This is a genomic window from Variovorax sp. AC194, assembly GCF_979257995.1.
The window spans coordinates 1,417,170-1,444,101 of sequence record NZ_OZ409823.1; the positions used below are offsets into that span (position 1 = coordinate 1,417,170).

Here is a 26,932-nt window from a genome sequence, read left to right on the forward strand (position 1 = left end):
GCCGATGACCTGCCCATGACGGACACGAGTTCCCTGTACGACCTCGCACCGATCGCCTGGCTGATGGCGGCCGGCGTGCTGATCGCGCTCGGGCCGCTCATCTGGGTGTGGCGCCGCAACGCGGGGCACGGTCCGGCGCGGCGGCTGCATGCGCTGACGGTGCTCACGCTGTTCCTCACCTTCGACCTCACGCTGTTCGGCGCCTTCACGCGCCTGACCGATTCGGGCCTGGGCTGCCCCGACTGGCCCGGCTGCTACGGCAACGCCAGTCCGGTCGGCGCGCGGCACGAGATCGCGATGGCGCAGTCGGCCCAGCCGAGCGGGCCGGTGACGCACAGCAAGGCGTGGGTGGAGATGGTCCATCGCTATCTGGCGACGGGCGTGGGCGTGCTGATCCTGACGCTGGCCGCTGCGACCTGGATCGTGCGGCGGCGTCAGTCGCGCCAGCCCGCGGCGCCGGCGGATGGCGACCATGCCACGCTCAGCGCATGGTGGCCGGCGGCGACGTTGGTCTGGGTGTGCCTGCAGGGCGCTTTCGGCGCGATGACCGTCACCTGGAAGCTCTTCCCCGCGATCGTCACGTTGCACCTGCTCGGCGCCGTCGTGCTGCTCGCGTTGTTATGCATTCAGGCGGTTCGCTATCGACAGGTTGCCGCAGACCGTTTGCCGACCCCGGTGTCGCCGATGCTGCGCAACGGCCTGATCGCGACCACCGTCTTGCTCGTGCTGCAGATCGCGCTCGGCGGCTGGGTCAGCACCAACTACGCGGTGCTCGCCTGCACCCAGTTCCCGACCTGCCAGGGCAGCTGGTGGCCGCCGATGAATTTCGCGCAGGGCTTCGAGATCTGGCGCCACCTGGGCGTGACCGGCGACGGCCAGTCGCTCGATTTCTCGGCGCTCACGGCGATCCACTATGCGCACCGGTTGATGGCCTATGCGGTCTTCGTCGCGCTCGGCCTGCTTGCCTGGCGCCTGCGCCGCATCGACGCGCTGCGCCCGCAGGCCCATTGGCTGGCCGGCCTGGCGCTGCTCCAGCTCGCCACGGGCCTGGGCAACGTGCTGCTCGGCTGGCCGCTGGCCGCAGCGGTGCTTCACACCGGCGGTGCCGCGGCGCTGGCCGTGGTGCTGACCTGGGCGCTGTGCGAGAGCCGCCGCGAGGCCGCCGCAACGGCCACGGCGCGTGCCGACGACAATGCACGCGGTACCTCCACGACCCCCACCTCGAAGAAAGCCCCTGCGTGAGCACCCCGATTCCCGTTCAGCACACCAGCACCGCGAACGTGCTGCGCCAGTTCTACGCGCTGACCAAGCCGCGCGTGGTGCAGCTGATCGTGTTCTGCGCGCTGATCGGCATGGTGCTGGCCGTGCCCGGACTGCCCTCGTGGTTCGACCTGCAGCGCGCCGTGCTCGCGTGCATCGGCATCTGGCTGGTGGCCGGCGCGGCGGCGGCGTTCAACTGCCTGGTCGAGAAGGGCATCGATGCCAAGATGAAGCGCACCGCCTGGCGGCCCACCGCGCGCGGGCAGCTGAGCGACATGCAGGCGCTGGTGTTCTCGGCCCTGTTGTGCGCGGCCGGGTCGGCGCTGCTGTGGTTCACGGTCAACCCGCTCACGATGTGGCTGACCTTCGCCACCTTCGTCGGCTATGCGGTGATCTACACGGTGATCCTGAAGCCGCTGACGCCGCAGAACATCGTGATCGGCGGCGCCTCGGGCGCGATGCCGCCGGTGCTGGGCTGGGCCGCGATGACGGGCGACGTGGGCCCCGAGGCGCTGATCCTCTTTCTCATCATCTTCCTGTGGACGCCGCCGCACTTCTGGGCGCTCGCGCTCTACCGCGTCGAGGACTACCGCAAGGCGGGCCTGCCGATGCTGCCGGTCACGCACGGCAACGAGTTCACGCGGCTGCAGGTGCTGCTCTACACCTTCATTCTTTTCGCGGCGTGCCTCATGCCCTTCATCTACGGCATGAGCGGCTGGCTGTACCTGGCGGTCGCAGTGGCCGTGAGCATCGGTTTCACGGGCTATGCGTTCGCGCTCTGGCGCAACTACTCCGACACGCTCGCGCGCAAGACCTTCCGGTTTTCGCTGATCCACCTGAGCGTGCTGTTCCTGGCGCTGCTCGTGGATCACTACCTCCATTGAATTGAACACTCCTCGTCCCATGAACAAGCGCAACGCTCTGAAACTGATCGCCGGCGGCCTGGCCGTGGCAGCGCTGGGCGTGGGGCTCGCGGCCTGCAGCGAGACCAAGCAGAGCTTCAATGCGGTCGACATCACCGGCGCCGACTACGCCAGGGACTTCTCGCTGAAGGACGCCGACGGCAAGGTCCGCACCATGGCCGACTTCAAGGGCAAGGCGGTGGTGCTGTTCTTCGGCTACGCGCAATGCCCCGACGTCTGCCCGACCACCATGACCGAGATGGCGCAGGTCAAGCAGCAACTGGGCAAGGACGGCGACAAGCTGCAGGTGCTGTTCGTCACCGTCGATCCGGCGCGCGACACCCCCGAGGTGATGAAGGCCTACATGGGCGCGTTCGACCCGAACTTCGTCGCGCTGATCCCGACGGCCGACGAGCTCGTCGCGACCGCCAAGGACTTCAAGGTCTACTACAAGAAGGTGGACGGCAAGACGCCCACCAGCTACTCGATGGACCACTCGGCCGCCAGCTTCATCTACGACCCGCAGGGCCGGCTGCGGCTCTACGCGCGCTATGGCGCGGGCGTGCCGGCGATGGTGTCGGACCTGAAGACGCTGATCGGCTCCTGAGGAGGCCGGTCCGTGGACGCTGCTGCTGCCGCTGGCGTGGTCGTCGCATCGGTCGATCACCTGAAGGCGCGCAAGGGCGCCTTCCGCATCGCGCTCATTCCGCCCGAAGTGCTGCGCGCCCTCAACGACGGGCTGCTCGAAACGGTCAATCTCAACGAATTCATGGCGCTCGAGCTGCCGCAACTGGCGCGCAGCGTGGCGGGCCATCTCGGGCTCGATGCGGCAAGCGAACGGTTGGCCGACACCATCGTCATGCTCGGCGCCTTCAAGCCGATGCAGCGGCACACGCACATCGCCCGCGCGCTCTACGACCTGACGTCGCTGCACGCCGAGCGCGATGCCGTCGCGCACCGGCTGGCCACGCACGCGAGCGACGTGGCGCGCTGCTGGGCGGCGCAATGGGTCACGCTCTCCGGGCTGCCTTTGCCGGCGCAGCTCGAAGCCGTGCGCCGCTTCGCCGCCGATCCGCATTTCGGCGTGCGCGAGATCGCCTGGATGGCGGTGCGCGACGCGGTCATCGCCTCGCTCGACGAAGCGCTCGCGCTGCTGCAGCCGTGGGTGCTCGATGCCGATCCGAACATCCGCCGCTTCGCCAGCGAACTCACGCGGCCGCGCGGCGTGTGGTGTGCGCAGATCGAGGCGCTCAAAGCCGAGCCTTGGCGTGCCTTGCCGCTGATCGAACCGCTGCGGGCGGACGGCAGCCGTTATGTGCAGAACTCGGTGGCGAACTGGCTCAACGACGCGAGCAAGACGCAAGGAGAGTGGGTCGACAAGCTCTGCAAGCGCTGGGTCGCGGAATCGGACACCGATGCGACGCGGTACATCGCGAAGCGGGCGTTGCGGACGCTTTCCAAAGGTCCATGAAAAAAGCCCGGCGGTGCCGGGCTTTTTGCTGGAAGAGGGTGGCTTACGCGTAGTCCGCCAGCGCCTTCTTCATCTTCTTCATCGCGGCGACTTCGATCTGGCGGATGCGCTCGGCGCTCACGCCGTACACCGCGGCCAGGTCGTGCAGCGTCATGCCGCCCGAGCCGTCGTCGTTCACCTTGAGCCAGCGCTCTTCGACGATGCGGCGGCTGCGGTCGTCCAGCGCTTCGAGCGCGGTGGCGATGCCGTCGCTCGACAGGCGGTCGCGCTGCTGCGATTCGAGCAGGGCGGTCGGCTCCTGCGTGGCGTCGGCCAGGTAGGCGATCGGGCCGAAGGCTTCGTCGCCGTCATCGGACGGACCCGGATCGAGCAGCACGTCGCCGCCCGACAGGCGGGTTTCCATCTCGAGCACTTCCTCGGGCTTGACGTTCAGCCGGGTCGCCATCTGCGACACCTCGTCGGGGCTGAGCGTTTCGCGGTGCGTGCCGTTGTCGGACGCAGCCGAGTCGGCCTTGAAGCCCTGCTTCATCGAGCGCAGGTTGAAGAACAGCTTGCGCTGGGCCTTGGTCGTCGCGACCTTGACCATGCGCCAGTTCTTCAGGATGTACTCGTGAATCTCGGCCTTGATCCAGTGCATGGCGTAGCTCACCAGCCGCACGCCCTGGTCGGGGTCGAAGCGCTTCACGGCCTTCATGAGGCCCACGTTGCCTTCCTGGATCAGGTCGCCGTGCGGCAGCCCGTAGCCCAGGTATTGGCGGGAGATGGAAACCACCAGGCGCAGGTGCGAGAGGATCAGCGCACCGGCGGATTCGAGGTCGTTCTGGTCGCGCAGCTTGCGAGCGAAGCCCTGCTCTTCTTCGAGCGTGAGCAGCGGCAGGCGGTTGGCGGCCGAAATGTAAGCATCCAGGTTGCCCAGCGGGGGGACCATCGACCATGGATTGGCGACGGCCAGCTGGTTGGCAGAGACTCCAGACAGCGTTGTCATCAGGGGAAACTCCTTTGTGTTGGCCATATTAGCACTCGGTTAGAGGGAGTGCTAAACCAAGGGTTCCCCTGGGTTTGTATCGGCTTGATAGTCAGAAACTACTACTTCAGTCGCCTGCCAGCCTCTTCGGAGGCTGCCGGACGCCCCGAAGTTCCGCCCGCTGGGCGGGCGAAGCCTCGATGGCCTCGAAGAAAGACGAGATCAGCCGGCTCTCGCGCCGCTCCCGCAGGCAGCACACGTGGATGTGGGTGGAGACGACATCGCCCCCGATGGGCACGGGCCTCAGCCGCGGATCGGGCACATATTCCGACTGCGAGACCGTGCCGATGCCCAGCCCGCGCGCAACGGCCTCCCGCAGCGCCTCGCGGCTTCCGATTTCCATGGCGACCTGGACCGTCACGCCCTCTTTGAGCAATGCGTCCTCGAGCGCCTTGCGGGTGGTCGAGCCGGGTTCGCGCATCAGCAGCGGCTGCCCGGCCAGCTCCTTGAGCGCGATGGACTCGCGCTTGGCGAACGGATGCCCGACGTGCACGAACGCGATCACCGGATAGCGCGCATAGAGCTGCATGTGATAGCGCTCGTCGGGGAAACGGCTGGCCACCACGCCCACGTCGCTCACGTATTTGTCGAGCGCGTCCAGCACGACTTCGGAGTTGCCGAGGGTGACCGAGATCTTGATGCGCGGGTGCACCGCGTGGTACGCCTCGATCATCTCCGTGACATGAAAGGGGCCGACCGCGCCCACTTTGAGCGAGCCCCGGCGCAGCTTGCCGCTGTCGTCCAGCAGCGAGCTCATGTCGCCTTCGAGCGCGATCATCCGCCGCGCCAGCGGCAGCATCTCTAGGCCCAGCGCGGACAGTTCCACGCGCCGGCCCCGGCGGTGGAACAGCTCGGCGCCATACGCCCGCTCCATCATCTGGATCTGCGAATTCAGCGTGCTGTGGCTCATGCCCAGCGTGCGCGCGGCAGCGGTGAAGCCGCCGTCGTGGGCGACCGCGATGAATGCGCGAATCTGGTTGAGCGTCACTGGGAGGGGCCTTCCGGGTCGGCGGGTCGTGTGGAAGCGCGCCATGATGCCGGCCGATCGTGATGCCCGTGTGTAGGTCCGCATCCGTCGCGGCCGGCCCACGGCCGATCCATGGCCTATGCGGCCGCCACGCCCATGGCCGGATCGCTCACGCCGTCCTTGCCCGTCTCCAGCCTTCCTGCGAAGCGCCGCTCGAAGCCGGTACCCATCTCCAGCGTGAAGTCATACCAGCTGTGGGTGTCCGCCAGGCTCCACGAGGGCTCCACCTGCATGCCGGGCGAGACGGTGTAGGTCCAGGGGCCGTCGCCGCGGTACGCGTTGGCTCGCACTGTCACGGTCGCCGGGGCATCGCCCATGTTCATCACCGTGAGGTAGACCGAATTGCGCTCGGGGTCGTAGCACACGCGCACCTCGGGGTTCGGCCCGCTCGCGAGCGCCGTGAGGTCGCCCTTGAAGTGCCGGTGGTAACCGTTCGGACCGAGCACCCAGAGGCTGTACTTGCCCGCGTTGTCCGCCATCGCCTTCCACGCGTCGGAGATCATCTTGCCGCCCTCCACGGTGTAGCGCTTCGGGTAGCGCGTGAGGTTCAGCTCGTCGTACACGTGGAACACGGCGCCCTGCGCGCCGGTGTTGCTGAAGGTGAGCCACACCTGACCGCCCACGAGGTCGACGTTGGCGCTGGTGTGCAGGCGGTAGGGGAGCGCCCGCGAAGGCCGCAGTGCGAGCGGCTGCGACGGCAGCGGCACCGAGCCCGCCGCGGGCACCGGCACGCCGGGCGAGGCCACCTGCTGCGTATAGGTGGCGTCGGCCTGCGCCCGGGTGGGCGCGGGCACCAGCGCGGGCCGCGCGCCATTCGGGTTGCGGAAGTCGAAGCACGACATCAGGTCGCCGAACGCCGCGCGGCGCCACGGGCTGATGTTGGTCTCGCGCACGCCGAAGCGCTGCTCCAGGAAGCGCAGCGTCGAGGTGTGGTCGAAGGCCTGGGAGTTGACCCAGCCCCCCACGCTCCACGGCGAGATCACCAGCATCGGCAGGCGCGAGCTCGCGCCGAAGGGCCGGCCGTCGGGCGTGCGCTGGCTCGAGTCGCCGGCCGGCGCGGGCATCGTGTAGTACTCGTTCGCGACGTCCACCGTCGACTTGCCCTCCAGGCTGCCGTCGGGGTTGCGCCACGGCGGCGCGGGCGGCGGCACGTGGTCGAAGAAGCAGTCGTTCTCGTCGAAGTTGATGATCAGCACCGTCTTGCTCCAGACCTCCGGGTTGGCCGTGAGCATGTCCAGCAGCGTCTGGATGTACCAGGCGCCCTGCTGCGGCACCGACATGCTCGGGTGCTCGCTGTAGGCGCCGGGCGCGACGATCCAGCTGACCTGCGGCAGCGTGCCCGCGGCGATGTCGTCGGCCACGGCCTGCAGGAAGCCGCCGTCGGGCATGGTGTTGCCAAAGCCCTTGTACAGCGGCGACTGCGCCTCCATCGCCGGCGTGTACGTCGCGTTCGGCGAGCCTTGCGCGCGCAGCTGCTCGTCGACGGCGCGGTACGACGCGAATGCGACGAGCTGGTTGTTGTTGCTGTTGTTGCCCGGGCGGTTGTAGACCTTCCAGCGCACGCCGGCCGCCTGCAGGCGCTCGGGGTAGGTGCTCCAGTTCAGGCCGTCGCCCGAGGGGCCCAGGCCCCCCCAGTTGGCGTTGGTCACGCAGGCGCGGCCGACCACGTTGGCGCCGTTCGTGCCGCTCCACAGGAACATGCGGTTGGTGAAGGTGCCGGTATGGATCGACGTGTGGTACGCGTCGCAGACCGTGAAGGCATCGGCCAGCGCGAAGTGAAAGGGCAGGTCCGACTGGCGCAGGTGGCCCATCGAGATCTTGGTGTTCTTGGCCTTGGGCCACGCGGCCATGCGCCCGCCGTCCCAGGCGGCCTGCTGGTCGCCCCAGTCGTGCGCGCCGCCCACGCGCAGCGCGTTGCCCTTGGTGGCGTCCAGGTAGAAGGGCTGCACCGTGTCGGCCGTGCCCTGCTGCAGCCACACCGGCTTGCCCGAGGCCATGGGGATGGTGAAGCGGTCGCTGAAGCCGCGCACGCCGGGCATGGTGCCGAAGTAGTGGTCGAAGGAGCGGTTCTCCTGCATCAGGATGATGACGTGCTCCACGTCGTTGATGGTGCCCGTCGCGTTGTTGGCCGGGATGGCCAGCGCGCGCTGGATGGCGGGCGGAAAGGGCCCGAGCGCGGCGGCGGCCGCGGCGGCGCGCAGGAGCGCGCGGCGATTCAATGAGGTCATGATGGCTGTGGTCTGCGTTGGGGTGGGGGCTTCGCCGGCGCCGTCACGGCGCGCAGTCGAGCCGCGAATTGGGAACGGGCGCATCGGCGCCGGCTTGGGCGCCGTTGCCGGGCGCGGGCGCCGCGACGATCGGGACCTGCGGCCCCGCGGTGCCGTCGCCCGTGGCGGCGGATGTGGCAGGAGGTACCGCCGGCCACGACGGGCCCGCGCTGCCGCCACCGCCGCCGCAACCGGCGGCGAGCGCGCACGCGATGCAGGCTGCCAGCACCGCTTTCGCGGCACCGCCGAATCCGGAAGGGAAATTCGTTGTCATCGTGCGTCCCTCTCAGTTGGCCGGCAGCGTCGACAGCGGCTGGTTCGACAGGAAGATCGACTGCAGCTCCGCGTCGGTCAGCACGCGGTTCCACATCGCCAGGTCGCCCAAGTGGTGCTGGTAAGTCGGCGCGGTCGCGCACTTGCCCGCGAAGTACGGCGGCGTCACCGTGCCGTTGCACTTGTTCATGAGGAAGGTGCCCGTGCCGTCGTCGCCGATGCCCCACTGTGGGAAGGGCGAGAGCTTCGTGAGGTCCACCGAGCCGGTCGACTTGCCCGTCGCCACGCGGTTGGTCGTGCCCGTGACCGGGTCGAACACGTACATGTTCATCGTCTTGGCCACGCCGTCGACCGAGAAGGCGATGTACACCCAGCGGTTGACGGTGATCTGCGTGTAGGGGCCGGTCGGTCCGTCCGCCCGCACGCCGCCGCCCGAGCCGATGTTGAACGCCACGCCGCACTGGTTGCCCGAACTGGCGAAGAGCCCGATCGCCACGCCTGCATTGCCGCCGCTCACGTAGCTCTTGTTGGAGACGATCGTCACGTTGTTGGTCGCCACGCACGACGGTGTCTTGAACCAGAGGCCGATGGTGAATTGCGGCGCGGTGCCCTTGGAAATGTCGAAGCCGTCGGCCGGAACGAGCCGGTAGCCCTCGATGCCCGCGGTGGTGACGAAGTTGGTGTCGACCAGGAGGCCGTTCGTGCCCGGGAACGGACCTGGCACGACCAGGCCGGCGGCCGCGGGCAGGTCGCTCGCGGCCGGGCCCATCGTGCTGTGGCCCATGGCATCGACCGGCGGCAGCGTGGCGCTGAACGGGTAGTAGGAAACCAGGCCGTTGCGCAGCGTCGGCGCCAGCGGCACCGGCGGCACGTACGAGAGCCGCGGCGACAGGATGGACCGGGATGCCGCCGCGGCGCCGTCACCGGCCTGCACCGTGTAGTCGAACTGGAAGGTCCCCTTGGCCGCGAGCACCTGCGCGAGCTGGCTGTCGGCGTACGAGGCGGTGCCGGCCGGCAGGTTCGCGGCGATGACCTGGCCGTCGCGAAGGACGGTGATCGCGCCCGCCGAGGGCGCCACCCAGCTCAGCGCGACGGCCACGGTGGCGGAGTTGTCGTCGATGACCGAGGCCGCGAGCCGCGAGACGGGCTGCGCGCCGGTCAGCCGGCCGCCGTCCATGGGGCGGGCCTTGGCATCCGGCAGTGCGTCCAGGTGGCCGAGCAGCGTCGGCGCCAAGTCGGCGATGCTGGGGAACGCGTAGAGCTCGGCCAGTTGCTGCGGCACTTCGGCGCCGACGCCCATCGCCGCAATGTTCGCGGGCTGGTTCAGGCCGATGAAGGTGCTCGATTCGGGCACGAGCGGCAGGCCGTCGTCCTGGCTGTTCGCGCTCAGGCCGTGGTTGCCGGTCACCACGATGAGCCAGCGGTCGTTCGGATGCTTTGCGGCGGCGGTGGCGACGAGGGTGCCGACCGCCTTGTCCAGCGTGGCGAGCGTGCCCGCGTACTGGGGCGAGCCGATGCCGAAGTCCAGCGCCGCGTCCTTGGTCGCGCGGTACTGCGCCAGCACCATGGCGTAGTCGCCGCCGATGAGTCCGGCCGCCTGCGTGGTCACGCAGTCGGTGGCGGCCGCGTCCCTGGAGCAATCGGCCAGCGTGTCGAGGTAGCCGCTGTCGTGGTCGGAGGACAGCAACTGCGCCAGCCCGGCCGAAGCCACGGCGGCGCCGTTCGCCGCGGCGTGCTTCGCCTTGGCCATCTGGAACACGGTGGCGCCGCGGATCGCCTGCTTGGGCGCCTCCGACATCACCTGGTGGCGCGCGCCCCAGGTGCCGGTCAGCAGCGTCGCCCAGCCGGGCATGTCCAGCGTGGGCTGCTGGCTCGGCGTGCCGGCCATGCCGCCGCTGTAGGCCAGGCGCGGCGTGAGCTTCGCGAGGTTCGGCAGCGTGCCCGCGGCGATGCCGCTGCGCACGGCGGCGTAGGTTGCGCCGTCCAGGTCGATGACCAGCGTGCGGTTCGCGGCGGGCGGTGTGCCGCCTGGGGGCACATCGGTCGGGGCGTCAGGCGCCGCGCCCGCGGGCGGCACGATCGGCGGGAGCGAAAAGCCGGCGCCGCCGCCGCTGCCGCCACCGCAGCCGGCGAGGACCGCGGCCAGGGTCACGGCAAGCGCGAAGGCGCGCGTGGATGTGGTGATGCGCCGGCGCGGGCCGCGCGCAGTTTCATGGGCCCGAGGCGCCTGCATGGCGGCGCCCGGAACGGGGTAGGGTGAACGTTGCTCGACAGACATTTTCGGCGGCCTCTGGTGATGGGGTGGCCGAATTACAGAAGAGCGGGGTGACGTGCCAGAGACGAAAGCCCACGGGTTTTTCGAGGGTCCTGTCGGTTTTTTCGTCAGGTCGGGCCGTCAGGGCGCGGCGTCGAAGACGCCTTTGCGCAGCGTCAGCGCCAGGTCGAAGAAGGAGGCCAGCACGCGGCTTTCGCGCCGAACCTGGAGGCAGTAAAGATAGGTCTGCGTGACCGCGGGATCGCCCTCGATGCGCACGGTGCGCAGCCGCGTGTCGGGAATGAATTCGGCCTCGGACACCGCGCCGATGCCGATGCCGCGCGCGGCCGCTTCGCGGATCGCCTCGCGGCTGCCGATTTCCATTGCGAGCCGGGGCCGCACGCCCGCGCGCTCGAACGCCTCGTCGAGCGCGCGCCGCGTGCTGGAGCCGCTTTCGCGTTGCAGCATCGGCTGCCCGTGCAGCTCCTCCAGCCGGATCTGCCCGCGCCCGGCAAACGGATGATCGCGGTGCACGAAGAGGATCAGCGCATGCCGCGCATACGGCGTGGCGCTGAACCCGGGCGCCTCGTGGAAACGGGCCAGCACGCCGATGTCCACGGCGTATTCCTCCAGGTCCTTGAACACCGAGGACGAGTTGCCCATGCGGATCGACACATCCAGGCGCGGGTAGCGCTTGCGGTAGGCATCGACCATCTCGATCACGTGAAAGGGCCCGACCGCGCCCAGCTTGAGCTCGCCCGACTGCAGGTTGCCGCTGTCGTGCAGGAGGTTGTAGGCGTCCACCTCGAGCGCCGCCAGCTGCCGCGCGACCGGCAGCAGGCGCTCGCCGACGCTGGTGAGCTCGATGCGGTGGCCCTGGCGATGGAACAGCACCACGTCGTGCTGGCGCTCCAGGGCCTGGACCTGGGTGGTCAGCGTCGGCTGGCTCAGGCCCACGGCCCGCGCCGCCGCGCTGAAGCTGCCGTGCTGGGCCACGGCAAGGAAGGCGCGAAGTTTGGTGGCTGACATCCATAGATTATTTGAATGGACATGTGACAAATCCGTGATCGATTTGATATGCCGGTGTCACATGGCGTTCTTAGCCTTGGGGTAGCCGCCAGCCCGGTTCCTTCCATCCCACCCCCTCCGCAACCCTCCCACCTTCCCGAGCTCCACCATGAACACCCTCTCTCGCCTGCGCAGAAGCCTGATCGCCCTGACCCTTTCCGCCGTGGCCACGCTCCCGGCCCTGGCGGCACAGCCCCTGACCATCGGCCTCATCCCGGCCGAGGACTCGCAGGCCATGATCGAGAGCAGCCGCCAGGTGCTCGACAGCCTGCAGCAGCAACTGGGCATGCAGGTCAAGCCGTTCGTGGCGACCGACTACAACGGCGTGATCGAGGCGCTGCGCTCCAAGAAGCTGGACGTGGCCTACCTCGGCCCGTTCTCGTACGTCCTGGCGCACGACGTCGCGAACGTGGAAGCCTTTGCGGTCGCGGTCACCAAGAAGACCGGCCAGAGCTCCTACAAGAGCGTGATCATTGCGCGCAAGGACAGCGGCATCGCCAAGCCCGCAGACCTGAAGGGCCGCACCTTCGCCTTCGTCGACCCGACCTCCACGTCCGGCCACCTGTTCCCCAAGTCGGGGCTGCTGCAGGCCGGCTACGACCCGGAGAGCTTCTTCGGCCGCGTCATCTTCTCCGGCTCGCACGACGCCAGCATCCTGGCCGTGGCCAACAAGAAGGTCGATGCCGCCGCGGTGGCCGACCGCATCCTGGCGAGCGCCATCGCCAAGGGCCAGGTCAAGCAGGACGAGCTGGAGATCGTCTGGTCGTCCAACCCGATCCCCGAGTCGCCGATGGTCTGGCGCAAGGACCTCGATCCGGCGCTCAAGGCGAAGATCGCGAAGGCGCTGGCCAACGTCAAGGACCTGCCCTGGGGCGACCAGGGCGTGCTCAACGGCTTCCAGCCCACCGACGACGCCGCCTACAACGTGATCCGCGACACCGCCAAGGTGCTCAAGCTGGATCTGCGGAGCATGAAGTGATCCGCATCCGGCAACTCACCAAGCGGTACGGCGACAACGCCGTGCTGCGCGGCGTGGACCTGGAGGCGGCCGCGGGCGAGTTCGTCGTGGTGCTGGGCGAGTCGGGCGCCGGCAAGTCGACCCTCTTGCGCTGCGTGAACCGCCTGGCCGTGGCCGACGGCGGCGAGTTGAACGTCGACGGCATGGACGCCGTGCAGTGCGCGGACACCCGCGCGCTGCGCCAGCGCGTGGCGATGATCTTCCAGCACCACAACGTGGTGCCCCGGCTGAGCGCGCTGAAGAACGTGCTGACGGGCCGCCTGGGCGCCGTGTCGACCCTGGCCTCGGTGCTGCACTTCTTCAGCCGCGCCGACATCGCGCTCGCGCACGAGTGCCTCGCCCGCGTGGGCCTGGCGCACAAGGCGCATGCGCGCACCGATTCGCTCTCGGGCGGGCAGATGCAGCGCGTGGGCATCGCGCGCGCGCTCGCGCAGCAGCCGCGGGTCATCCTGGCGGACGAGCCGGTGGCCAGCCTCGATCCGCAGACTTCCCGCAAGGTTCTGCAGTACCTGCGCGATGCGTCGCGCGACCTGGGCATCACCGTGCTGTGCAACCTGCACCAGGTGGACTACGCGCGCGAATTCGCCGACCGCATCGTCGGCCTCGCGCAGGGCCGCGTCGTGTTCGACGGCGCGCCCGAGGCCATGGGGCAGGGCGACATCGATCGCATCTACATGCCGCCACCCGCCAACGACGCCAGTGACATCGGCGATACCAGGGATGCGGCCAGCCCGGTTGCCCGGCCCCTGCAGCTGATGGCCCGCACGGAAGGATGACCATGAAGAATCCATCGACCTCCTACGCCTGGACCGGCCCGGTCCCCGAAGGCCGCCGCAGCTGGTTCAACCTGATCGTGGGCGTGGCCATCGTGGGCTGGGCGCTGCTATGGAGCGCGAGCGGCGCCCAGCTCAGCTGGTCGGAACTCGCCGCGGGCTTGCCGCAGATCCTCGATTTTCTCGGCCGCACGCTGCCGCCGGACCTGAACATCCTGAGCCGCCTGGTCGCCCCCGCGCTCGAGACGGTGCAGATCGCCGTCTGGGGCACGCTGCTGGCGGTGCTGCCGGCGATTCCGCTGTCGTTCCTGGCCGCCCGCAACCTGCAGAGCAACCGCTGGGTGTACCAGAGCACCCGGCAGGTGCTGAACGTGGTGCGCAGCATCAACGAGCTGATCCTCGCGCTGGTGTTCGTCTCGGCGGTGGGCCTGGGGCCATTTCCCGGCGTGCTCGCGCTGGCGCTGCATGGCGCGGGCATGCTGGGCAAGTTCTTCGCCGATGCCATCGAGGAGATCGACCAGGGGCCGCTCGAGGCGCTGCGTGCGACGGGCGCGCGTCCGCTGCAGGTCATCGTCTACGGCGTGATCCCGCAGGTCGTCACGGCCTGGATCGCGGTGGTGCTGTATCGCTTCGAGGTGAATCTGCGCTCGGCCACGGTACTGGGCATGGTGGGTGCGGGCGGCCTCGGGTTCGAGCTGGTGAGCAGCCTGAAGCTCTTTCGCTACCCCGAGACGGCCACCTGCATCATCGTGATCACGGTGATGGTGGTGGTGGCCGACACGCTGTCGAGCCAGCTGCGCCATCGCATCCAGCGCAGCGGGCGGCACTGATTGCCCGGCGCTCGCGCGCATTTTTCTTTTTTCTCTTTACAGCTCGCGGCCGCGCCCGGCCGCGGTGCGAGCTTTTCCCAACGAAACATGTGGACCTACTACAACCCCGTCAACATGACCGCCGGCTGCGGCTCGCTGAAGGAACTGCCCGTGCGCCTCGGCCAACGCCGCGCCATCCTGATCGCGTTTCCCGAGGCGCCCGGGCTCGGGCTCGTCGATCGCATCCGTGAGCTGCTGGGCGACCGGCTCGTGGCCGTCGAGACCGACGTGCGCCCCAATCCGGACGTCGAATGGCTCGCGCCCATGTACGAGCGGCTGTGGCGCGATCATGCGGACGTCGACTGCGTCATCGCGCTCGGCGGCGGCAGCGTCATCGACTGCGCGAAGGTCATGCTGACGCGTCCGGCCGGCGGCGGGTTCGGCGAACTGCTGGCGATGATCGAAGGCGCGCCTGCGCAGCCGGCGTCGCGCGGACAGCACCGCCAGCTCCTGGCCATTCCGACCACCGCCGGCACCGGCAGCGAGGTGACGCCATGGGCCACCGTGTGGGACCAGGCGCGCGGCCGCAAGCTCTCGCTCCAGCTGCCGTGGACCTGGCCCGAGGCGGCCATCGTCGATGCCGACTTGATGCTGAGCCTGCCGCACGCAGCCACGCTGGCCAGCGGGCTCGATGCGCTCTCCCATGCGCTCGAATCGCTGTGGAACGTGCACCGCAATCCGGTGTCCGCGAGCCTGGCCGTGAGCGCCGCGCGCAGCATCATCGCGACGCTGCCGCAGCTGCTTGAACAGCCGCACCGGCCCGACCTGCGCGAGCGCCTCGCAACGGCCGCGCTGCAGGCGGGCCTGGCGTTCTCCAACACGCGCACCGCGCTGGCGCATTCGCTGTCGTACGACATCACGCTCAAGCACGGAACGCCGCACGGCATCGCGTGTTCGTTCAGCCTTCCGCGGATCATGGAACTGGCGGCCGGGCGCGATCCGGCGCTCGACGGGCTGCTTCTCTCGGTCTTCGAGGTCGCGCGGATCGACGACGCGGTCGCGTCGCTGTCCGCATTCCTGCAAGACCTGGGCGTCAGCGTGGACCCCTTGGCCTACGGCATCCCCGAGGCGGACTGGAACGATCGCATCGCAGCGGCGCTGGCGGGCGCGCGGGGCCGCAACTTCATCGCCGTCGCCTGAAGCCGGCCGGCAGCTACCAGCGGATGCCCATTTTCAGGAACAGCTTCGACAGCACGAACAGCGGCCCGACCCACAGGTACTGGAGGTCTTCGAAGAACGACGGCTTCTTGCCTTCGATCTTGTGCCCCACGAACTGGAAGATCCAGGCCACCACGAAGATCGCGGCCGAGACCGGCAGCACGAGGCTGCCCATCGCATGCACCAGCGCCAGGGCCAGCGCGGTGAGCACCAGCATGGTCACGAGGAAAGCCGGCGCGCGCAGCAGCGCGTAATAGACAAGGCTCGCGGCCACGAAAACGTAGGCCACCCACGGATGAATCGCAAAAAGCAGCCCGACGATGCTCAGCATGATCGCGGGGATGGCGATGTAGTGGATCAGCTCGTTGGTCGGGTTGCGATGGCTTTCCTCGTAGTGCGCGAGCAGCCGGTCGACCTTGCGGTCGCTCGTGGCCAGCGGGGCGGCGGCGGTGTGCATCATGGTGAGTCTCCTGGGCGCCGTTCGATGCGGCGAGACTTCGATGGTGCCCACGGCGCCCGTGGATGGCAAGTGCGCCAAGCGCTACTGAAAAAGTAGCAATTCCGCTCCGCTGGGCGCGCCTTGTCATGACTTAGGGCACTGTCGCCCACGGATTGCGCAGCTAAGATCAAACGCGTGGCTCCCTTCGATTCTTCTTCCACGCCGCCGCCCGAGACTGCGGGGGCGGGCCTGCCGGTTCGCGCGCCGACCGCGATGCTGGTCGTGGACGACCACGACCTGCTCCGCCTGGGGGTCTGCGCGCTGGTGCAGGCGCAGGCCAGTTCGTCCGGCGCGCACATCGAGGTCTTCGAGGCGGGCAACGTGGCCGACGCGCTCGCGCTGTACGAAACCCACCAGGCGGCGATCGGCCTCGTGCTGCTCGACCTGGCGCTGCCCGACACCCATGGCCTGAGCGGACTGGCCGAATTCCGGCGGCGTTTTCCGGCAGCGCGCATCGTGGTGCTCTCGGGCACCGGCAACAGCACGCTGGCGCAGGGCGTGCTCGCCCTGGGGGCCAGCGCCTTCCTGCCCAAGTCGGCCGACCTCAAGGAGGTGGTGAGCTTCATCCGCGCCTGCGGCCTGCTCGACCCCGAAGCCGCCGACACCCCGCCGCCCGCCGTGCCCAAGGCGCTCACCGGCTATGCCGAATTCGCCCATGCCAGCGCCTGGCAGGAGCTCACGCCGCGCCAGATGCAGGTGCTGCAGTGGGTGCTCGAAGGCAAGGCCAACAAGGAAATCGCGCAGCTCGCCAACCTGAGCGAGGGCACGGTGAAGAACCACGTCTCCACCATCCTGCTGCTGTTCGGCATGCGCTCGCGCGCCCAGTTGATCAGCACGCTGCACTAAAGAAGCCGTGCCGACCGTGGCATCCAGCGGCCCATCGGCTGACCACACCCTCGGCCAGCGGGTCCTGCGCGAACACGTCGCCTCGGTCTACGACACCTACCGCATCTCCACGCTGACCCACATGGCCTTCGTGGTCGTGTTCGGCAGCATCATCTATTCGCAGCTGAAGAACCCGAGCCTCCTGTTCTGGCTGGCGGGCCTGCTGGGCGCCGACATCTACGTCTTCTTCACGCCGCGCTGGACGCCCCTTCGGCCCGCGCGGGAAAGCGCGTACTGGGCGCGCAAGATTTCGCGCATGGTCACGCTGGTCAGCATGATCACGGCGGTGGTGCCCTGGCTGGTGGTGCCGTACAACAACCTGCCGATGACCTCGCTGCTGATGGCGGTGATCGTGGGCAGTTGCTCGCGGGCGGCGCAGTCGCTCTGGCCGCTGAAGTCGGCGCTCTTCGGCTACACGCTGCCGATGTCGCTGGGGCTCATCACCGCGCTGGCCTGGCAGGGCGACGGCCTCCACCTTTTCCTCGCGGCGGCCGGCGCGGCCTACCTGCTGCTGACGCTGCGCGCAGGCATCGGGCAGCACAAGCTCTTGACCGAATCGCTCATGCTGCGCTTCGAGAACGAGGCGCTGGCCGCGCGCCTGGGCGAGCAGATCGCCGCCACCGAGCGCGCCAGCGAAGAGAAAACCCGCTTCCTCGGCACCGCCAGCCACGACCTGCGCCAGCCGCTGCACGCCATCGCGCTCTTCGGCGCGGCGCTGGAGAACGAGCTGCGCGACCGCCCCGAAGGCCGCAACGCCGAGCGCCTGATGCGCGCGGTGAATGCGCTGGGCGCGTCGCTGGACACCATGCTGGACGTCTCGCGGCTCGATGCCGGCGTGATCATCGCGGTGCCGCAGCCGGTGCAGCTGGACGCGCTGTTCCTGCCGCTCAACCACACCTTCTCGGCCCGCGCCGAGCACAAGCAGCTGCAGCTGCGCGTGCGCGCGAGCGGCCTGTGGGTGCACAGCGATCCGCAGCTGCTGCACCGCATGCTCTCCAACCTGATCGACAACGCGCTCAAGTACACCGCGCATGGCGGCGTGACGGTGATGGCGCGCGAGCGCGGCGATTCGGTGTGGGTCGAGGTGCGCGACTCCGGCATCGGCATCGCCCCCGAGCAGTCGGGCCGCATCTTCGAGGAGTTCTACCAGATCGACAATCCGGGCCGCGACCGCTCGCGGGGGCTGGGCATTGGCCTGTCGATCGTGCAGCGGCTGTCGCGGCTGCTCGGGCATCCGGTGCAGATGCATTCGCGCCCGGGCCGGGGCACCCACTTTCGCGTCGTGCTGCCGGCCGCGCATGCACTGGCCAGCGTGCTGGTGCCGGCTTTTCCGTCCGACGCCGGCGAAGCGCAGGCAGCGTTGCGCAAGCCCGCGCCGGCGCTGCCGGGCCGCGTGCTGCTGCTGGACGACGAACTGGAAATCCGCGAGGCCATGACCGGCCTGCTGCGCTCCCATTCAATCGATGCGCACGCCGTGGCCGACGAGGCCGGCGCCGCCGCGGCCCTGCAATGGGCCCGCCGCGAGGGGCGGCCCTTCGACCTGCTGCTGTGCGACTACCGGCTGGCCGATGGTGCCGACGGCCTGGACGCCGGCCTGCGCCTGAGCCAGGGGCCGGGCGGCGAGGGCGCTGTCGAAACCCCGCTGCTGCTGATCACCGGCGAGACCTCGCCCGCGCGCCTGCAGCGCGTGCGCGAATCGCAGGTGCCGGTGCTGTTCAAGCCGGTCGTCGCGGCCGCGCTGTTCCAGGCGATGGCCGAACTGGGGGCGCCGAAGCCGGCTTCTCCGCACCAGCCATCAATGCTTGAAAACATTGGTAGTCATTGAGTCCCCCTCGCCTGATCGATCGCCGGATCGATCGGCCCACGACATGACTTTCGGCACTGGTGAGCGTCCGCTGCGCCGAATATCTTCACTGCATTCCGCGCGACGCCTTCGGTAGCGTGCGGAGCAAGAACAAGGGGGAAGGGAGAGAAGAAGAAAGTGAGAAGCGGCCCCGGCGCAAGCGGGGGCCGCTTTTTTTTCGACTGAAATTAGCCGAGATCAGCCGACGTCAGCCCAGGAGCGCCTGCGCGAATTCGCGCGCGTTGAAGGTCTCCAGGTCTTCGAGCTTTTCTCCCACGCCGATGAAATAGACCGGAATCGGCCGCTCGCGCGCGATAGCGCACAGCACGCCGCCCTTGGCCGTGCCATCCAGCTTGGTCACGATCAGGCCGGTGAGGCCCAGCGTCTCGTCGAAGGCTTTCACCTGCGCGAGCGCGTTCTGCCCGGTGTTGCCGTCGATCACCAGCAGCACCTCGTGCGGCGCGGTGGCGTCGGCCTTGGTGACCACGCGCTTGATCTTCTTGAGCTCGTCCATCAGGTGCAGCTGCGTCGGCAGGCGGCCGGCGGTGTCGACCAGCACCACGTCCTTGCCGCGCGCCTTGCCGGCGTTCACCGCGTCGAAGCTCACGGCCGACGGGTCACCGCCCTCGTTGCTCACGATTTCCACCGTGTTGCGGTCGGCCCAGACCAGCAGTTGCTCGCGCGCTGCGGCGCGGAAGGTGTCGGCGGCCGCCAGCAGCACCGAGGCGCCTTCGGTGGCCAGGTGTTTGGTGAGCTTGCCGATGGAGGTGGTCTTGCCCGCGCCGTTGACGCCGGCCACCATGATCACGGTGGGCGTGAACTGGCCGATGACCAGCGGTTTCTCGAGCGGGCGCAGCAGATCGGCAATCGCCTCGGCCAGCAGCACCTTGACCTGCGCCGCATCGGTGGCCATCTGGCGCTTGACGCGGACCTTCAGGTCGTCCAGCAGGTATTCGGTGGCCTTGACGCCGGTGTCGGCCATCAGCAGGGCGGATTCGAGCTCTTCATAGAGCGCATCGTCGATCTGCGCATTGACGAACACGGCCTGGATGCCGGTGCCGGTCTTGCGCAGGCCCGTCTTGAGCTTGTCGAACCAGCCTTTGCGCTCGGGGAGCGCCGCCGCTTCGACGACGGCGGGTGTCGGGGCAGGGACGGGCGCAGGGGGCGGAACCGGAGCCGGGGCAGGCGCTGCAACCGGCGTTGGCGCGGGCGCTGGAATCGACGTGGGGGTTGGGATTGGAGCCGGGACGGGCGCCGGCGATGCCACCGGGGCCGGGGCGGGGACCACCACCGCAGGCACTTCGACCGGTGCAGGCACGGGCGCTTCGGCTGGGGGCTTCCCGCCAAACCAGCTCGAAGGCGAGAACACCGAGCGAGCGGGGGCGGCCTCGGCAACGGGTGCAGGGGCGGCGGGCGGAGCGACGGGTGGGGTCGGCGCCGGCGCGACCGGGGTTTCGGCAGGCGGTTTTTTCTTGAAGAAACTGAACATCAGGAGCTTTTTACAATCCGACCCATTCTATGAAACACCTCTCGCCACGCAGTGCTGCGTCTGGTGCGGTGCTGGCGGTGGCGCTGATGGCGTCCGGGGCCATGCCTGCGCAGGCCCAGTCCACACCGGCCCCCGCCGCATCTCCAGCCGCCACCGCGGCCGCGCCGGGCCCCCAGCAATTCACCCTCGCGAACGGCATGACGCTGATCGTGCAGCCCGACCGGCGCGCGCCGACCGCGGTGCAGATGGTCTGGGTGCGCGTCGGCTCCATGGACGAGGTCGACGGCACCTCCGGGGTCGCACATGCGCTCGAACACATGATGTTCAAGGGCACCAAGGACATCAAGCCCGGCGAGTTCTCGCGCCGCGTGGCGCAGCTGGGCGGGCAGGAAAACGCCTTCACAACCCGCGACTACACCGGTTATTACCAGCAGATTCCCGTCGGCAGCCTCGAGCAGATCATGAAGCTCGAATCCGACCGCTTCGCCGGCAACCAGTGGCCCGACGACGAGTTCAAGCGCGAGATCGAGGTCGTCAAGGAAGAGCGGCGCCTGCGCACTGAAGACCAGCCCCGGGCGCTGCTCGGCGAGCAGCAGAACGCCGCCGTCTTCACCGCCTCGCCCTACCACCGCCCGGTGGTCGGCTGGATGAGCGACCTGGACGCGATGACGCCCGCCGACGTGCGCGACTTCCACAAGCGCTGGTACGTGCCCGCCAACGCGGTGCTCGTGGTGGCCGGCGACGTCGATGTGGCCAAGGTGCGCGCGCTCGCCGAGAAGTACTACGGCCGCATCCCCTCCGGCGCGGTGCCCGCGCGCAAGCCGCGCGTCGAGCCGGCGCAGCGCGGCATCCGCCGCCTCGAATTCAAGGCGCCCGCCGAGCAGGCCTACGTGTCGCTCGCCTACCGCGTGCCGCAGCTGGCGAACATCGACGACACGAACAGCGATTCGTGGGCGCTGGTGGTGCTCTCGGCCGTGCTCGACGGCTACGCCGGCGCGCGCCTGGACCGCGCGCTCACGCAAGGCCCCGATCGGGTGGCCGATTCCGCCGGCGCCTATTCGGGCTTCATCGGCCGCGGCCCGCAGCTCTTCGTGCTCGACGGCGTGCCTGCCGCCGGCAAGAGCGCCGAAGTGGTCGAAGCCGCGCTGCGCGCCCAGGTGGCCCGCATCGCGAAGGACGGCGTCGGCGAGGCCGAACTGGCCCGCGTCAAGACCCAGTGGGTGGCCAGCGAAACCTACAAGCGCGACTCGGTGATGGCGCAGGCGCGCGAACTGGGCAGCAACTGGGTGCAGGGCCTGCCGCTGGACGCGAGCGAGCGCATCGTCGCCCGGCTGCAGGCCGTCACCGCCGCGCAGGTGCAGGCCGTGGCCGCCAAGTACTTCGGCGACGACCAGCTCACGGTGGCCACGCTGCGTCCCTTGCCGCTCGAAGCCAAGCCCCGCGGCCGCGGTTTCGCGGCACCCGCAGGCGAGCTGCGCTGAAAGATCCGGAACACATGATGACTCTCAAGAAACTGGCCAAACTGGCGCGTGGCGCCGTGTTTGCAGGTACCGCCGTCCTCGGCCTCGGTAGCGCACAGGCTGCACTCCCCATCCAGCACTGGACGCTCGCCAACGGCGCCAAGATCTACCTGGTCGCGACCAACGCGCTGCCGATCGTCGACGTGCAGGTCGACTTCGACGCCGGCAGCCGCCGCGACCCGGCGCCGCAGGCAGGCCTGGCCAGCGTGACTTCGGCGATGGTCGAGAAGGGCGTGCGCGCCGGCAAGAACGGCGAGCCCGCGCTCGACCAGAATGCCCTGGGCGAAGCCTGGGCCGACCTGGGCGCGAGCTTCGACGTGAGCGCGGGCACCGACCGCATGAGCTATTCGCTGCGCACGCTCTCCGACCCGGCGCTGCTCGGCAAGGCCGTGGCGCTCGCCTCGCGCGAGATCGGCGAGCCCTCGTTCCCCGACGACGTGTGGCTGCGCGAGCGCGAACGCATCAACGCCGCCATCAAGGAGGCCAACACCAAGCCCGCGACCATCGCCGGCCGCGCCTTCGCCCAGGACGTCTACGGCGCGCATCCCTACGGCCAGGAAATCACCGAGGAAACGCTCGCCCGCATCGACACCGCCACCATGCGCCAGCGCTACCAGGCGCTCATCGTGCCGTGCCGTGCCAAGCTCAGCATCGTGGGCGCGGTCACGCGCGCCGAGGCCGAGTCGGTGGCGACCACGCTGCTGTCGCGCCTGCCCGCGGCCGACAGCTGCGCGCCGCTGCCCGCCATCGCGCCGGTGGCCGCACTCGCCGCGCCCAGGGACGAGCGCATTCCGTTCGACTCCGCCCAGGCCCATGTCTTCATCGGCCAGCCCGGCTACCCGCGCAAGGACCCCGACCACTTCGCGCTCAACCTGGGCAACTACGTGCTGGGCGGCGGCGGCTTCGTCTCGCGCCTGACCAACGAGGTGCGCGAGAAGCGGGGCCTGACCTACAGCATCTACAGCGGCTTCGCGCCGGGGCTCGATGCGGGCGCGTTCCGCATCGGCTTCCAGACCCGGCCCGACCAGGCCGAAGAGGCGGTGAAGATGTCGCGCGAGGTGCTCGCCAAGTTCGTGGCCGAAGGCCCGACCGAGAGCGAACTGAAGGCCGCCAAGGACAACCTGATCGGCGGCTTTCCGCTGCTGCTGGACAGCAACCGCAAGCTGATCGGCAACGTCGCGAACATCGCCTGGCACGACCTGCCGCTGGACTACCTGGACACCTGGACCACGCGCATGAACGCGGTCACGGCAGCCGAAGTGAAGGCGGCGTTTGCGCGCAAGCTGCAGCCGGAGCGGATGGTGACGGTGGTGGTGGGCGGGAAGTAACCATCAGGCCGTCGATGGTGCGCTCGCGGTGAGCTCGATCACTCGATCGGCCATTGCGATCGTCTCCGGCCTGTGCGCAATAGCAAGGCGGGTCATTGGAAGCGTGCGGATGGCCTCGCTCACCTGCCTTTCTTTGCTCACGTCGAGATGACTGGTCGCCTCGTCCAATACCAGGACGCTGGGTGCTCGATACAGCGCGCGGGCCAGCAAGATGCGCTGTTTCTGCCCGCCCGAAAGACTGCTGCCCATTTCGCCATTGAGCGTGAAATATCCCATTGGCATGGCAAGCACTTCCCCATGAATGGCCGCAAGGCTGGCAGCGGCTTGTACCCGCTCCTGGTCGATCGTCTCGTCGAATCCCGCAATGTTCTCTTGCAAGCTGGCAGAGAACAGTTGGTCATCCTGCATCACGGCCGCGACCTGCCGTCGCCAGTTGCCGAGCCCGAGTTGATGAAGCGGCACCCCGTCAATTCGCACAGTGCCTTCGGTCGGCTCCAATAGGCCGAGCACGATCTTGGCGAGAGTGGTCTTGCCGCAGCCGGTAGCGCCGACGATCGCGACATGCTCGCCAGCTCCGATCTCGAGGCTGACATGACGCAGTACCCATGACGAGCCGCTCCCATACCGGAAGCTGATGTTCTCGAGCGCAATGGTGGGTGGCTTGCGTTCGCTGGTCGTCCGCGCAGGCGCGCGACTTCCCAACTCTTCCGGCTCAGCCAGCACGATGTCGGACAGGCGTTCCGCGTGCAACCGCAACATTCGCACCGCCATCAGGTTGTCGATGAAGCGCTGCATGCGCGAGGAGAACTCGTCCTTGTAGGAAACGAACGCCATCAGCATACCCACCGTGAGCGTGCCGCTGATCGCCATGGCCGCGCCCAGACCGAGCACCGCGATGCTCTCGACACCGAATACCAGGCTGTAGCCCGCGCCGAAAGCCAACGTCATTTTCTGCGTGCTCGTACGTCGATTGGTCGCTTGCACAAGCATGTTCAGCCAACGCGCGGCACGCTGGTCTTGCAGGCCCGCAAGCTTGATCGCCTGGATGGCGCGAAGACTCTCGAGAAAATGGGACTGCGCCCTGGCGTCGTGCGTCAGAGCCTCAGCGCTCGCGCGATGGAACGCGGCGTGAGGCAGCACGCGGATGGCAGCATAGACAAGAACCCCGGTTACCGCGATCGCGGCGAGCTTGATGCTGTAGAGCAGCATCACAACCAGTATCACGATCGCGAACAGCCCATCCAGCAAGATTTCCACCAGTCGACCGGTTACCGTTTGCTGAATGCTTTGCATCGACTGGAACCGCGACACGACGTCACCTGTGTGCCGAAGTTCGAACCACTGAGCCGGCAGGTGCAGCAAATGCCCCATGATTCGGGCCGCCCATTGCACGCTGAACTGCACTGAAGCCACTATGCCCAGCCACCCGCGGGCGGCCTCGAGCGCGACCTTGATCAACGTGGTGAGCCCCAGCCCGATGATCAGCAGCCATAACAGTTCGACGTCGCCCGAGACGATTGCGCCGTCGACGATCCATTGCGTGAAAAGCGGCGCGACCAACAGCACCACTTGCAAGACGGCGGCGATGATGAAGAGTTGTCCAATGCTCCGCTTGAGGCCGGAGAGCTTGCCAATCAGTTGGCGCCATCCGATCGTCCGTAGGGGCGCGACGCGCTCGAATTGGGGTGCAGGCGTGAGTTCGAGCGCGACGCCTGTGAAATGGGCGCTCGCCTCTTCGATCGCCATGTGGCGCTCGCCGCTTGCCGGATCATGAAGTACGAGCCTGCCGCGCATGCAATGGGTCAGCACCACGAAATGACCCATGTCCCAATGGAGGATGCAAGGGAGCGTGAGTCGAGGCAGCTCGTCGAGCTCCAACCGCAAGGCGCGTGCGCGCAATCCAAGTGAACCCGCAAGCTGCGTGAGATCGCCGAGGCTGATGCCGCGCATAGAGATAGCGAATTTGGCACGTAATTCGTTCATCTCGTAGTGGCTTCCATGGTGTGCCGCGACATAACCGAGACACGCGACGCCGCATTCCGCACTGGTGGACTGAAGATAGGAGGGCATGTGGGAGGCGCGGCGTCTTGTCGTAAGGATGGATTGACGGCGGCAGTCAGCTTCTGCCCGCCAAAAAAAGTGACTCGACTTTCATCGAGTCACTGATCGAGGCTCTAAGCGTATTTATTCTTCGTCGCCGTCCCGGCCGACAGGGACCGGTGGGTAGTAGGGCACGCACGTGCCGCTTCGGCAATCGATCACATTGTCTGAAACGGGCTGGCCGGGCCACTGAATTCCACCGCTGACAATTTCCAACTCTTCGATTTCCAGGGTTCTCATTTAAAGCTCCATTCTTTTAAGTCAACATCCGTAGGTGTAGATCGATGATACTAATTGCGATAGCACCTCCTTTTTCATGACATCTCCGTTCATCACAGAAACTTCGGATTTGTTGGACGACAAAAAAACTTTGATTTCGGAAAGTTTTTTGCTGTTGAGCTTTTTCAGCCCGCAGAAAGAATAGGTGATAGAAGCGGGCGTGGAGCTTGGTGATCGTATTGTTTCCAAGAAAACGCTTTCCGCTTTTTCATTGACAAGAATATCTTCGAAAATAATGTCTGCTTTAAATTGATGCCCGGCAAAGCCCGCCAGACCGCGAGTGTAGTGAGTGGCACTTTTAAAATCTTTCAGGTTTTCCGACGATTGGGCTATTGCAGCAGTTGTATGTGCAACAAATGAAAGTACGACCGCCACAATCAGAATTGCCTTCAGTTGAAGTGCTGACATAAAAATATTCCTTGTCGATGAAATGCTCTGCACAGGCGCGGACAATGAGGCATCCGGAACCGGTGAAATGACATCTCGTGCCGTCAAGTGTTGCAAGAGCGAATTGATCTTGTCTTGCTGCGTCGGCGATTTCGAAATTAACGCTCCCGCGGCTCGGGTCTGTGAAAACAGCGCGCTAATGTGTGCTTCGCTCGCCTTATCTACAGAAATGGCTTGCCCGTTGACATGCACCTTGGTTGAGGAAAGCGCGGCGGTTCGATACACGGAGTTCAGTCTGAATTGGCCCGTGGTCGCGACGGCGCCGCCGGGGCGCCCCAGCGTTTCCAGCGAAAAACGCGAAATCACGCGTTCGTTGGAAAAAATTTCGCGTTTGTAGTCGGCGACGTTTGCCTCGTCGAGCATCAGCGCTCTCGCGGCGTTTGCTGCATCCGGGAGGCCGGCCAGATCGTTGTGTTCCGCTTTGATCGACTGACGAAGTGCGATGTTCGACGGGAATGTTTTGAAGCACGACCAAACGATGTAGTCCCTGACAAGCATGGGATGTATACCGACAGCGATGTGAAGGGTCTCCTCGCCCGGCAACGGAATTGCTTCATGCCACCAGCCGCGTGGGATGTAGAGCACGTCGCCCGCCTCCAGGATGGCGTCGAATATCGGTTCGGCCGGACACTCCTGCTTGTGCTCCTTGCTTCCCTGCCGGGGCAGCGGAAGTGCGAACGTGGGCGCGAAGATGCGCCAGCGTTTGCGGCCGATCAGTTGGACTGCAAAGACATCGTGCGTATCCCAGTGCTTGGCAAAAGTCCCCTCGCCGCCGAATGCCGCATATCCATTGGCAACAGCCTTCTCACCGACGAATCGTGCAACCTCCATCACGAGGTCGTGTACGGGTTCCGACTTCGTCTCCAACCGATTCAATACAAGCGTGGCGCCTTCACGCAGAAATTTGTAGAAAACGTCCTTCACGATCCTTGTCCGCTGCATTGCGAGATCGCTGAAGTTCTCCGTGTATTGCCCGGAAGGAATCGGGCCGTCTTTGAAAAGCTGCAACAGGCCATCGCTCGGGTTCCACGCAAAGAGTGCCGAATCGATGTCGCTCCAACTGACCGGTGGGCAAGCGAGCGCGTCCTTGCGGAACCAAGGCTGTTGCTCGTAGTACTCGGCGACAAACTCTTCTGTAGTGATTCCAAAATCGACCATGGCAAAGGCTTCCTCGTGAC

The 26,932-nt window shown here is 67.4% G+C and carries 23 protein-coding genes; 12 read left to right on the forward strand and 11 right to left on the reverse strand.

Annotated elements, in window-relative coordinates; translation table 11 throughout:
* Positions 1-15: 15 nt before the first annotated feature.
* The 4 genes from ACZYRS_RS06710 to ACZYRS_RS06725 are packed head-to-tail and all read left to right on the forward strand — an operon-like array spanning position 16 to position 3,633.
* Positions 16-1,242, forward strand: coding sequence for a COX15/CtaA family protein (locus tag ACZYRS_RS06710; RefSeq protein WP_463418605.1), 1,227 nt, complete (start codon positions 16-18; stop codon positions 1,240-1,242).
* Complete coding sequence (gene cyoE / locus ACZYRS_RS06715; RefSeq protein ID WP_463418606.1) at positions 1,239-2,144, forward strand: heme o synthase; 906 nt, start codon at positions 1,239-1,241, stop codon at positions 2,142-2,144. Before ACZYRS_RS06710 ends, cyoE begins: the two co-directional genes overlap by 4 nt.
* Before the next feature lie 19 nt (positions 2,145-2,163).
* The gene (locus ACZYRS_RS06720; RefSeq protein WP_463418607.1) at positions 2,164-2,769 is read left to right on the forward strand and encodes an SCO family protein; all 606 of its coding nucleotides are present in this window, start codon (positions 2,164-2,166) and stop codon (positions 2,767-2,769) included.
* A 12-nt stretch (positions 2,770-2,781) separates the two neighbouring features.
* Entirely contained in the window at positions 2,782-3,633 is an 852-nt protein-coding gene (locus tag ACZYRS_RS06725; RefSeq protein WP_463418608.1) for a DNA alkylation repair protein, read from the forward strand.
* A 43-nt stretch (positions 3,634-3,676) separates the two neighbouring features.
* Here ACZYRS_RS06725 and rpoH read toward each other — a convergent pair whose 3' ends face one another.
* The 6 genes from rpoH to ACZYRS_RS06755 all read right to left on the reverse strand — a co-directional run bounded on the left by rpoH (position 3,677) and on the right by ACZYRS_RS06755 (position 11,507).
* Entirely contained in the window at positions 3,677-4,618 is a 942-nt protein-coding gene (gene rpoH / locus ACZYRS_RS06730; RefSeq protein WP_198784950.1) for an RNA polymerase sigma factor RpoH, read from the reverse strand.
* A gap of 106 nt (positions 4,619-4,724) precedes the next feature.
* The gene (locus ACZYRS_RS06735; RefSeq protein WP_463418609.1) at positions 4,725-5,645 is read right to left on the reverse strand and encodes a LysR substrate-binding domain-containing protein; all 921 of its coding nucleotides are present in this window, start codon (positions 5,643-5,645) and stop codon (positions 4,725-4,727) included.
* A 116-nt stretch (positions 5,646-5,761) separates the two neighbouring features.
* Positions 5,762-7,912: a phosphocholine-specific phospholipase C gene (locus ACZYRS_RS06740; RefSeq protein WP_463418610.1), complete on the reverse strand. Its 2,151-nt coding sequence runs from the start codon at positions 7,910-7,912 to the stop codon at positions 5,762-5,764.
* Positions 7,913-7,955: 43 nt separating this feature from the next.
* Complete coding sequence (locus tag ACZYRS_RS06745) at positions 7,956-8,225, reverse strand: hypothetical protein (protein WP_463418611.1); 270 nt, start codon at positions 8,223-8,225, stop codon at positions 7,956-7,958.
* Positions 8,226-8,237: 12 nt separating this feature from the next.
* Complete coding sequence (locus ACZYRS_RS06750; RefSeq protein ID WP_463418612.1) at positions 8,238-10,502, reverse strand: alkaline phosphatase family protein; 2,265 nt, start codon at positions 10,500-10,502, stop codon at positions 8,238-8,240.
* Between the two features lie 117 nt (positions 10,503-10,619).
* Entirely contained in the window at positions 10,620-11,507 is an 888-nt protein-coding gene (locus ACZYRS_RS06755; RefSeq protein ID WP_198784954.1) for a LysR substrate-binding domain-containing protein, read from the reverse strand.
* A 148-nt stretch (positions 11,508-11,655) separates the two neighbouring features.
* On the opposite strand from ACZYRS_RS06755, the gene phnD reads away from it, so the two are divergent.
* From phnD to psrA, 4 genes are all read left to right on the forward strand, one after another.
* Entirely contained in the window at positions 11,656-12,525 is an 870-nt protein-coding gene (gene phnD, locus ACZYRS_RS06760) for a phosphonate ABC transporter substrate-binding protein (protein ID WP_198784955.1), read from the forward strand.
* Entirely contained in the window at positions 12,522-13,340 is an 819-nt protein-coding gene (gene phnC / locus ACZYRS_RS06765; protein ID WP_198784956.1) for a phosphonate ABC transporter ATP-binding protein, read from the forward strand. Before phnD ends, phnC begins: the two co-directional genes overlap by 4 nt.
* Before the next feature lie 2 nt (positions 13,341-13,342).
* Positions 13,343-14,167 (forward strand): phosphonate ABC transporter, permease protein PhnE, encoded by an 825-nt coding sequence (gene phnE, locus ACZYRS_RS06770; protein WP_463418613.1) that lies wholly within the window; start codon positions 13,343-13,345, stop codon positions 14,165-14,167.
* Positions 14,168-14,254: 87 nt separating this feature from the next.
* The gene (psrA, locus tag ACZYRS_RS06775; RefSeq protein WP_463418614.1) at positions 14,255-15,346 is read left to right on the forward strand and encodes an iron-containing alcohol dehydrogenase PsrA; all 1,092 of its coding nucleotides are present in this window, start codon (positions 14,255-14,257) and stop codon (positions 15,344-15,346) included.
* Positions 15,347-15,359: 13 nt separating this feature from the next.
* Here the strand turns inward: psrA and ACZYRS_RS06780 are convergent, their stop codons facing one another.
* Positions 15,360-15,824 (reverse strand): Mpo1 family 2-hydroxy fatty acid dioxygenase, encoded by a 465-nt coding sequence (locus tag ACZYRS_RS06780; RefSeq protein WP_463418615.1) that lies wholly within the window; start codon positions 15,822-15,824, stop codon positions 15,360-15,362.
* A 174-nt stretch (positions 15,825-15,998) separates the two neighbouring features.
* Between ACZYRS_RS06780 and ACZYRS_RS06785 the strand changes: the two genes are divergently transcribed.
* A complete protein-coding gene (locus tag ACZYRS_RS06785; RefSeq protein WP_463418616.1) occupies positions 15,999-16,709 on the forward strand; it encodes a response regulator transcription factor in 711 nt (236 codons plus the stop codon).
* Positions 16,710-16,725: 16 nt separating this feature from the next.
* Positions 16,726-18,573, forward strand: a complete 1,848-nt coding sequence (locus ACZYRS_RS06790) for an ATP-binding response regulator (RefSeq protein ID WP_463418617.1) — start codon at positions 16,726-16,728, stop codon at positions 18,571-18,573.
* 226 nt (positions 18,574-18,799) lie between these two features.
* Here ACZYRS_RS06790 and ftsY read toward each other — a convergent pair whose 3' ends face one another.
* Entirely contained in the window at positions 18,800-20,080 is a 1,281-nt protein-coding gene (ftsY, locus tag ACZYRS_RS06795) for a signal recognition particle-docking protein FtsY (RefSeq protein WP_463418618.1), read from the reverse strand.
* Positions 20,081-20,109: 29 nt separating this feature from the next.
* On the opposite strand from ftsY, the gene ACZYRS_RS06800 reads away from it, so the two are divergent.
* Both ACZYRS_RS06800 and ACZYRS_RS06805 read left to right on the forward strand, forming a co-directional pair.
* On the forward strand, positions 20,110-21,561 hold the full coding sequence (locus ACZYRS_RS06800; protein WP_198784962.1) for a M16 family metallopeptidase: 1,452 nt from the start codon (positions 20,110-20,112) through the stop codon (positions 21,559-21,561).
* Positions 21,562-21,575: 14 nt separating this feature from the next.
* Positions 21,576-22,928 (forward strand): M16 family metallopeptidase, encoded by a 1,353-nt coding sequence (locus ACZYRS_RS06805; RefSeq protein WP_463418619.1) that lies wholly within the window; start codon positions 21,576-21,578, stop codon positions 22,926-22,928.
* A gap of 3 nt (positions 22,929-22,931) precedes the next feature.
* On the opposite strand, the gene ACZYRS_RS06810 is transcribed toward ACZYRS_RS06805, so the two are convergent.
* From ACZYRS_RS06810 to ACZYRS_RS06820, 3 genes are all read right to left on the reverse strand, one after another.
* Positions 22,932-24,998 carry a peptidase domain-containing ABC transporter gene (locus tag ACZYRS_RS06810; protein ID WP_463418620.1) on the reverse strand — a complete coding sequence of 689 codons (2,067 nt, stop codon included), beginning with the start codon at positions 24,996-24,998 and terminating at the stop codon, positions 22,932-22,934.
* A 114-nt stretch (positions 24,999-25,112) separates the two neighbouring features.
* Positions 25,113-25,268, reverse strand: coding sequence for a hypothetical protein (locus ACZYRS_RS06815; protein WP_463418621.1), 156 nt, complete (start codon positions 25,266-25,268; stop codon positions 25,113-25,115).
* 21 nt (positions 25,269-25,289) lie between these two features.
* On the reverse strand, positions 25,290-26,912 hold the full coding sequence (locus ACZYRS_RS06820) for a cupin domain-containing protein (RefSeq protein ID WP_463418622.1): 1,623 nt from the start codon (positions 26,910-26,912) through the stop codon (positions 25,290-25,292).
* Positions 26,913-26,932: the final 20 nt, after the last annotated feature.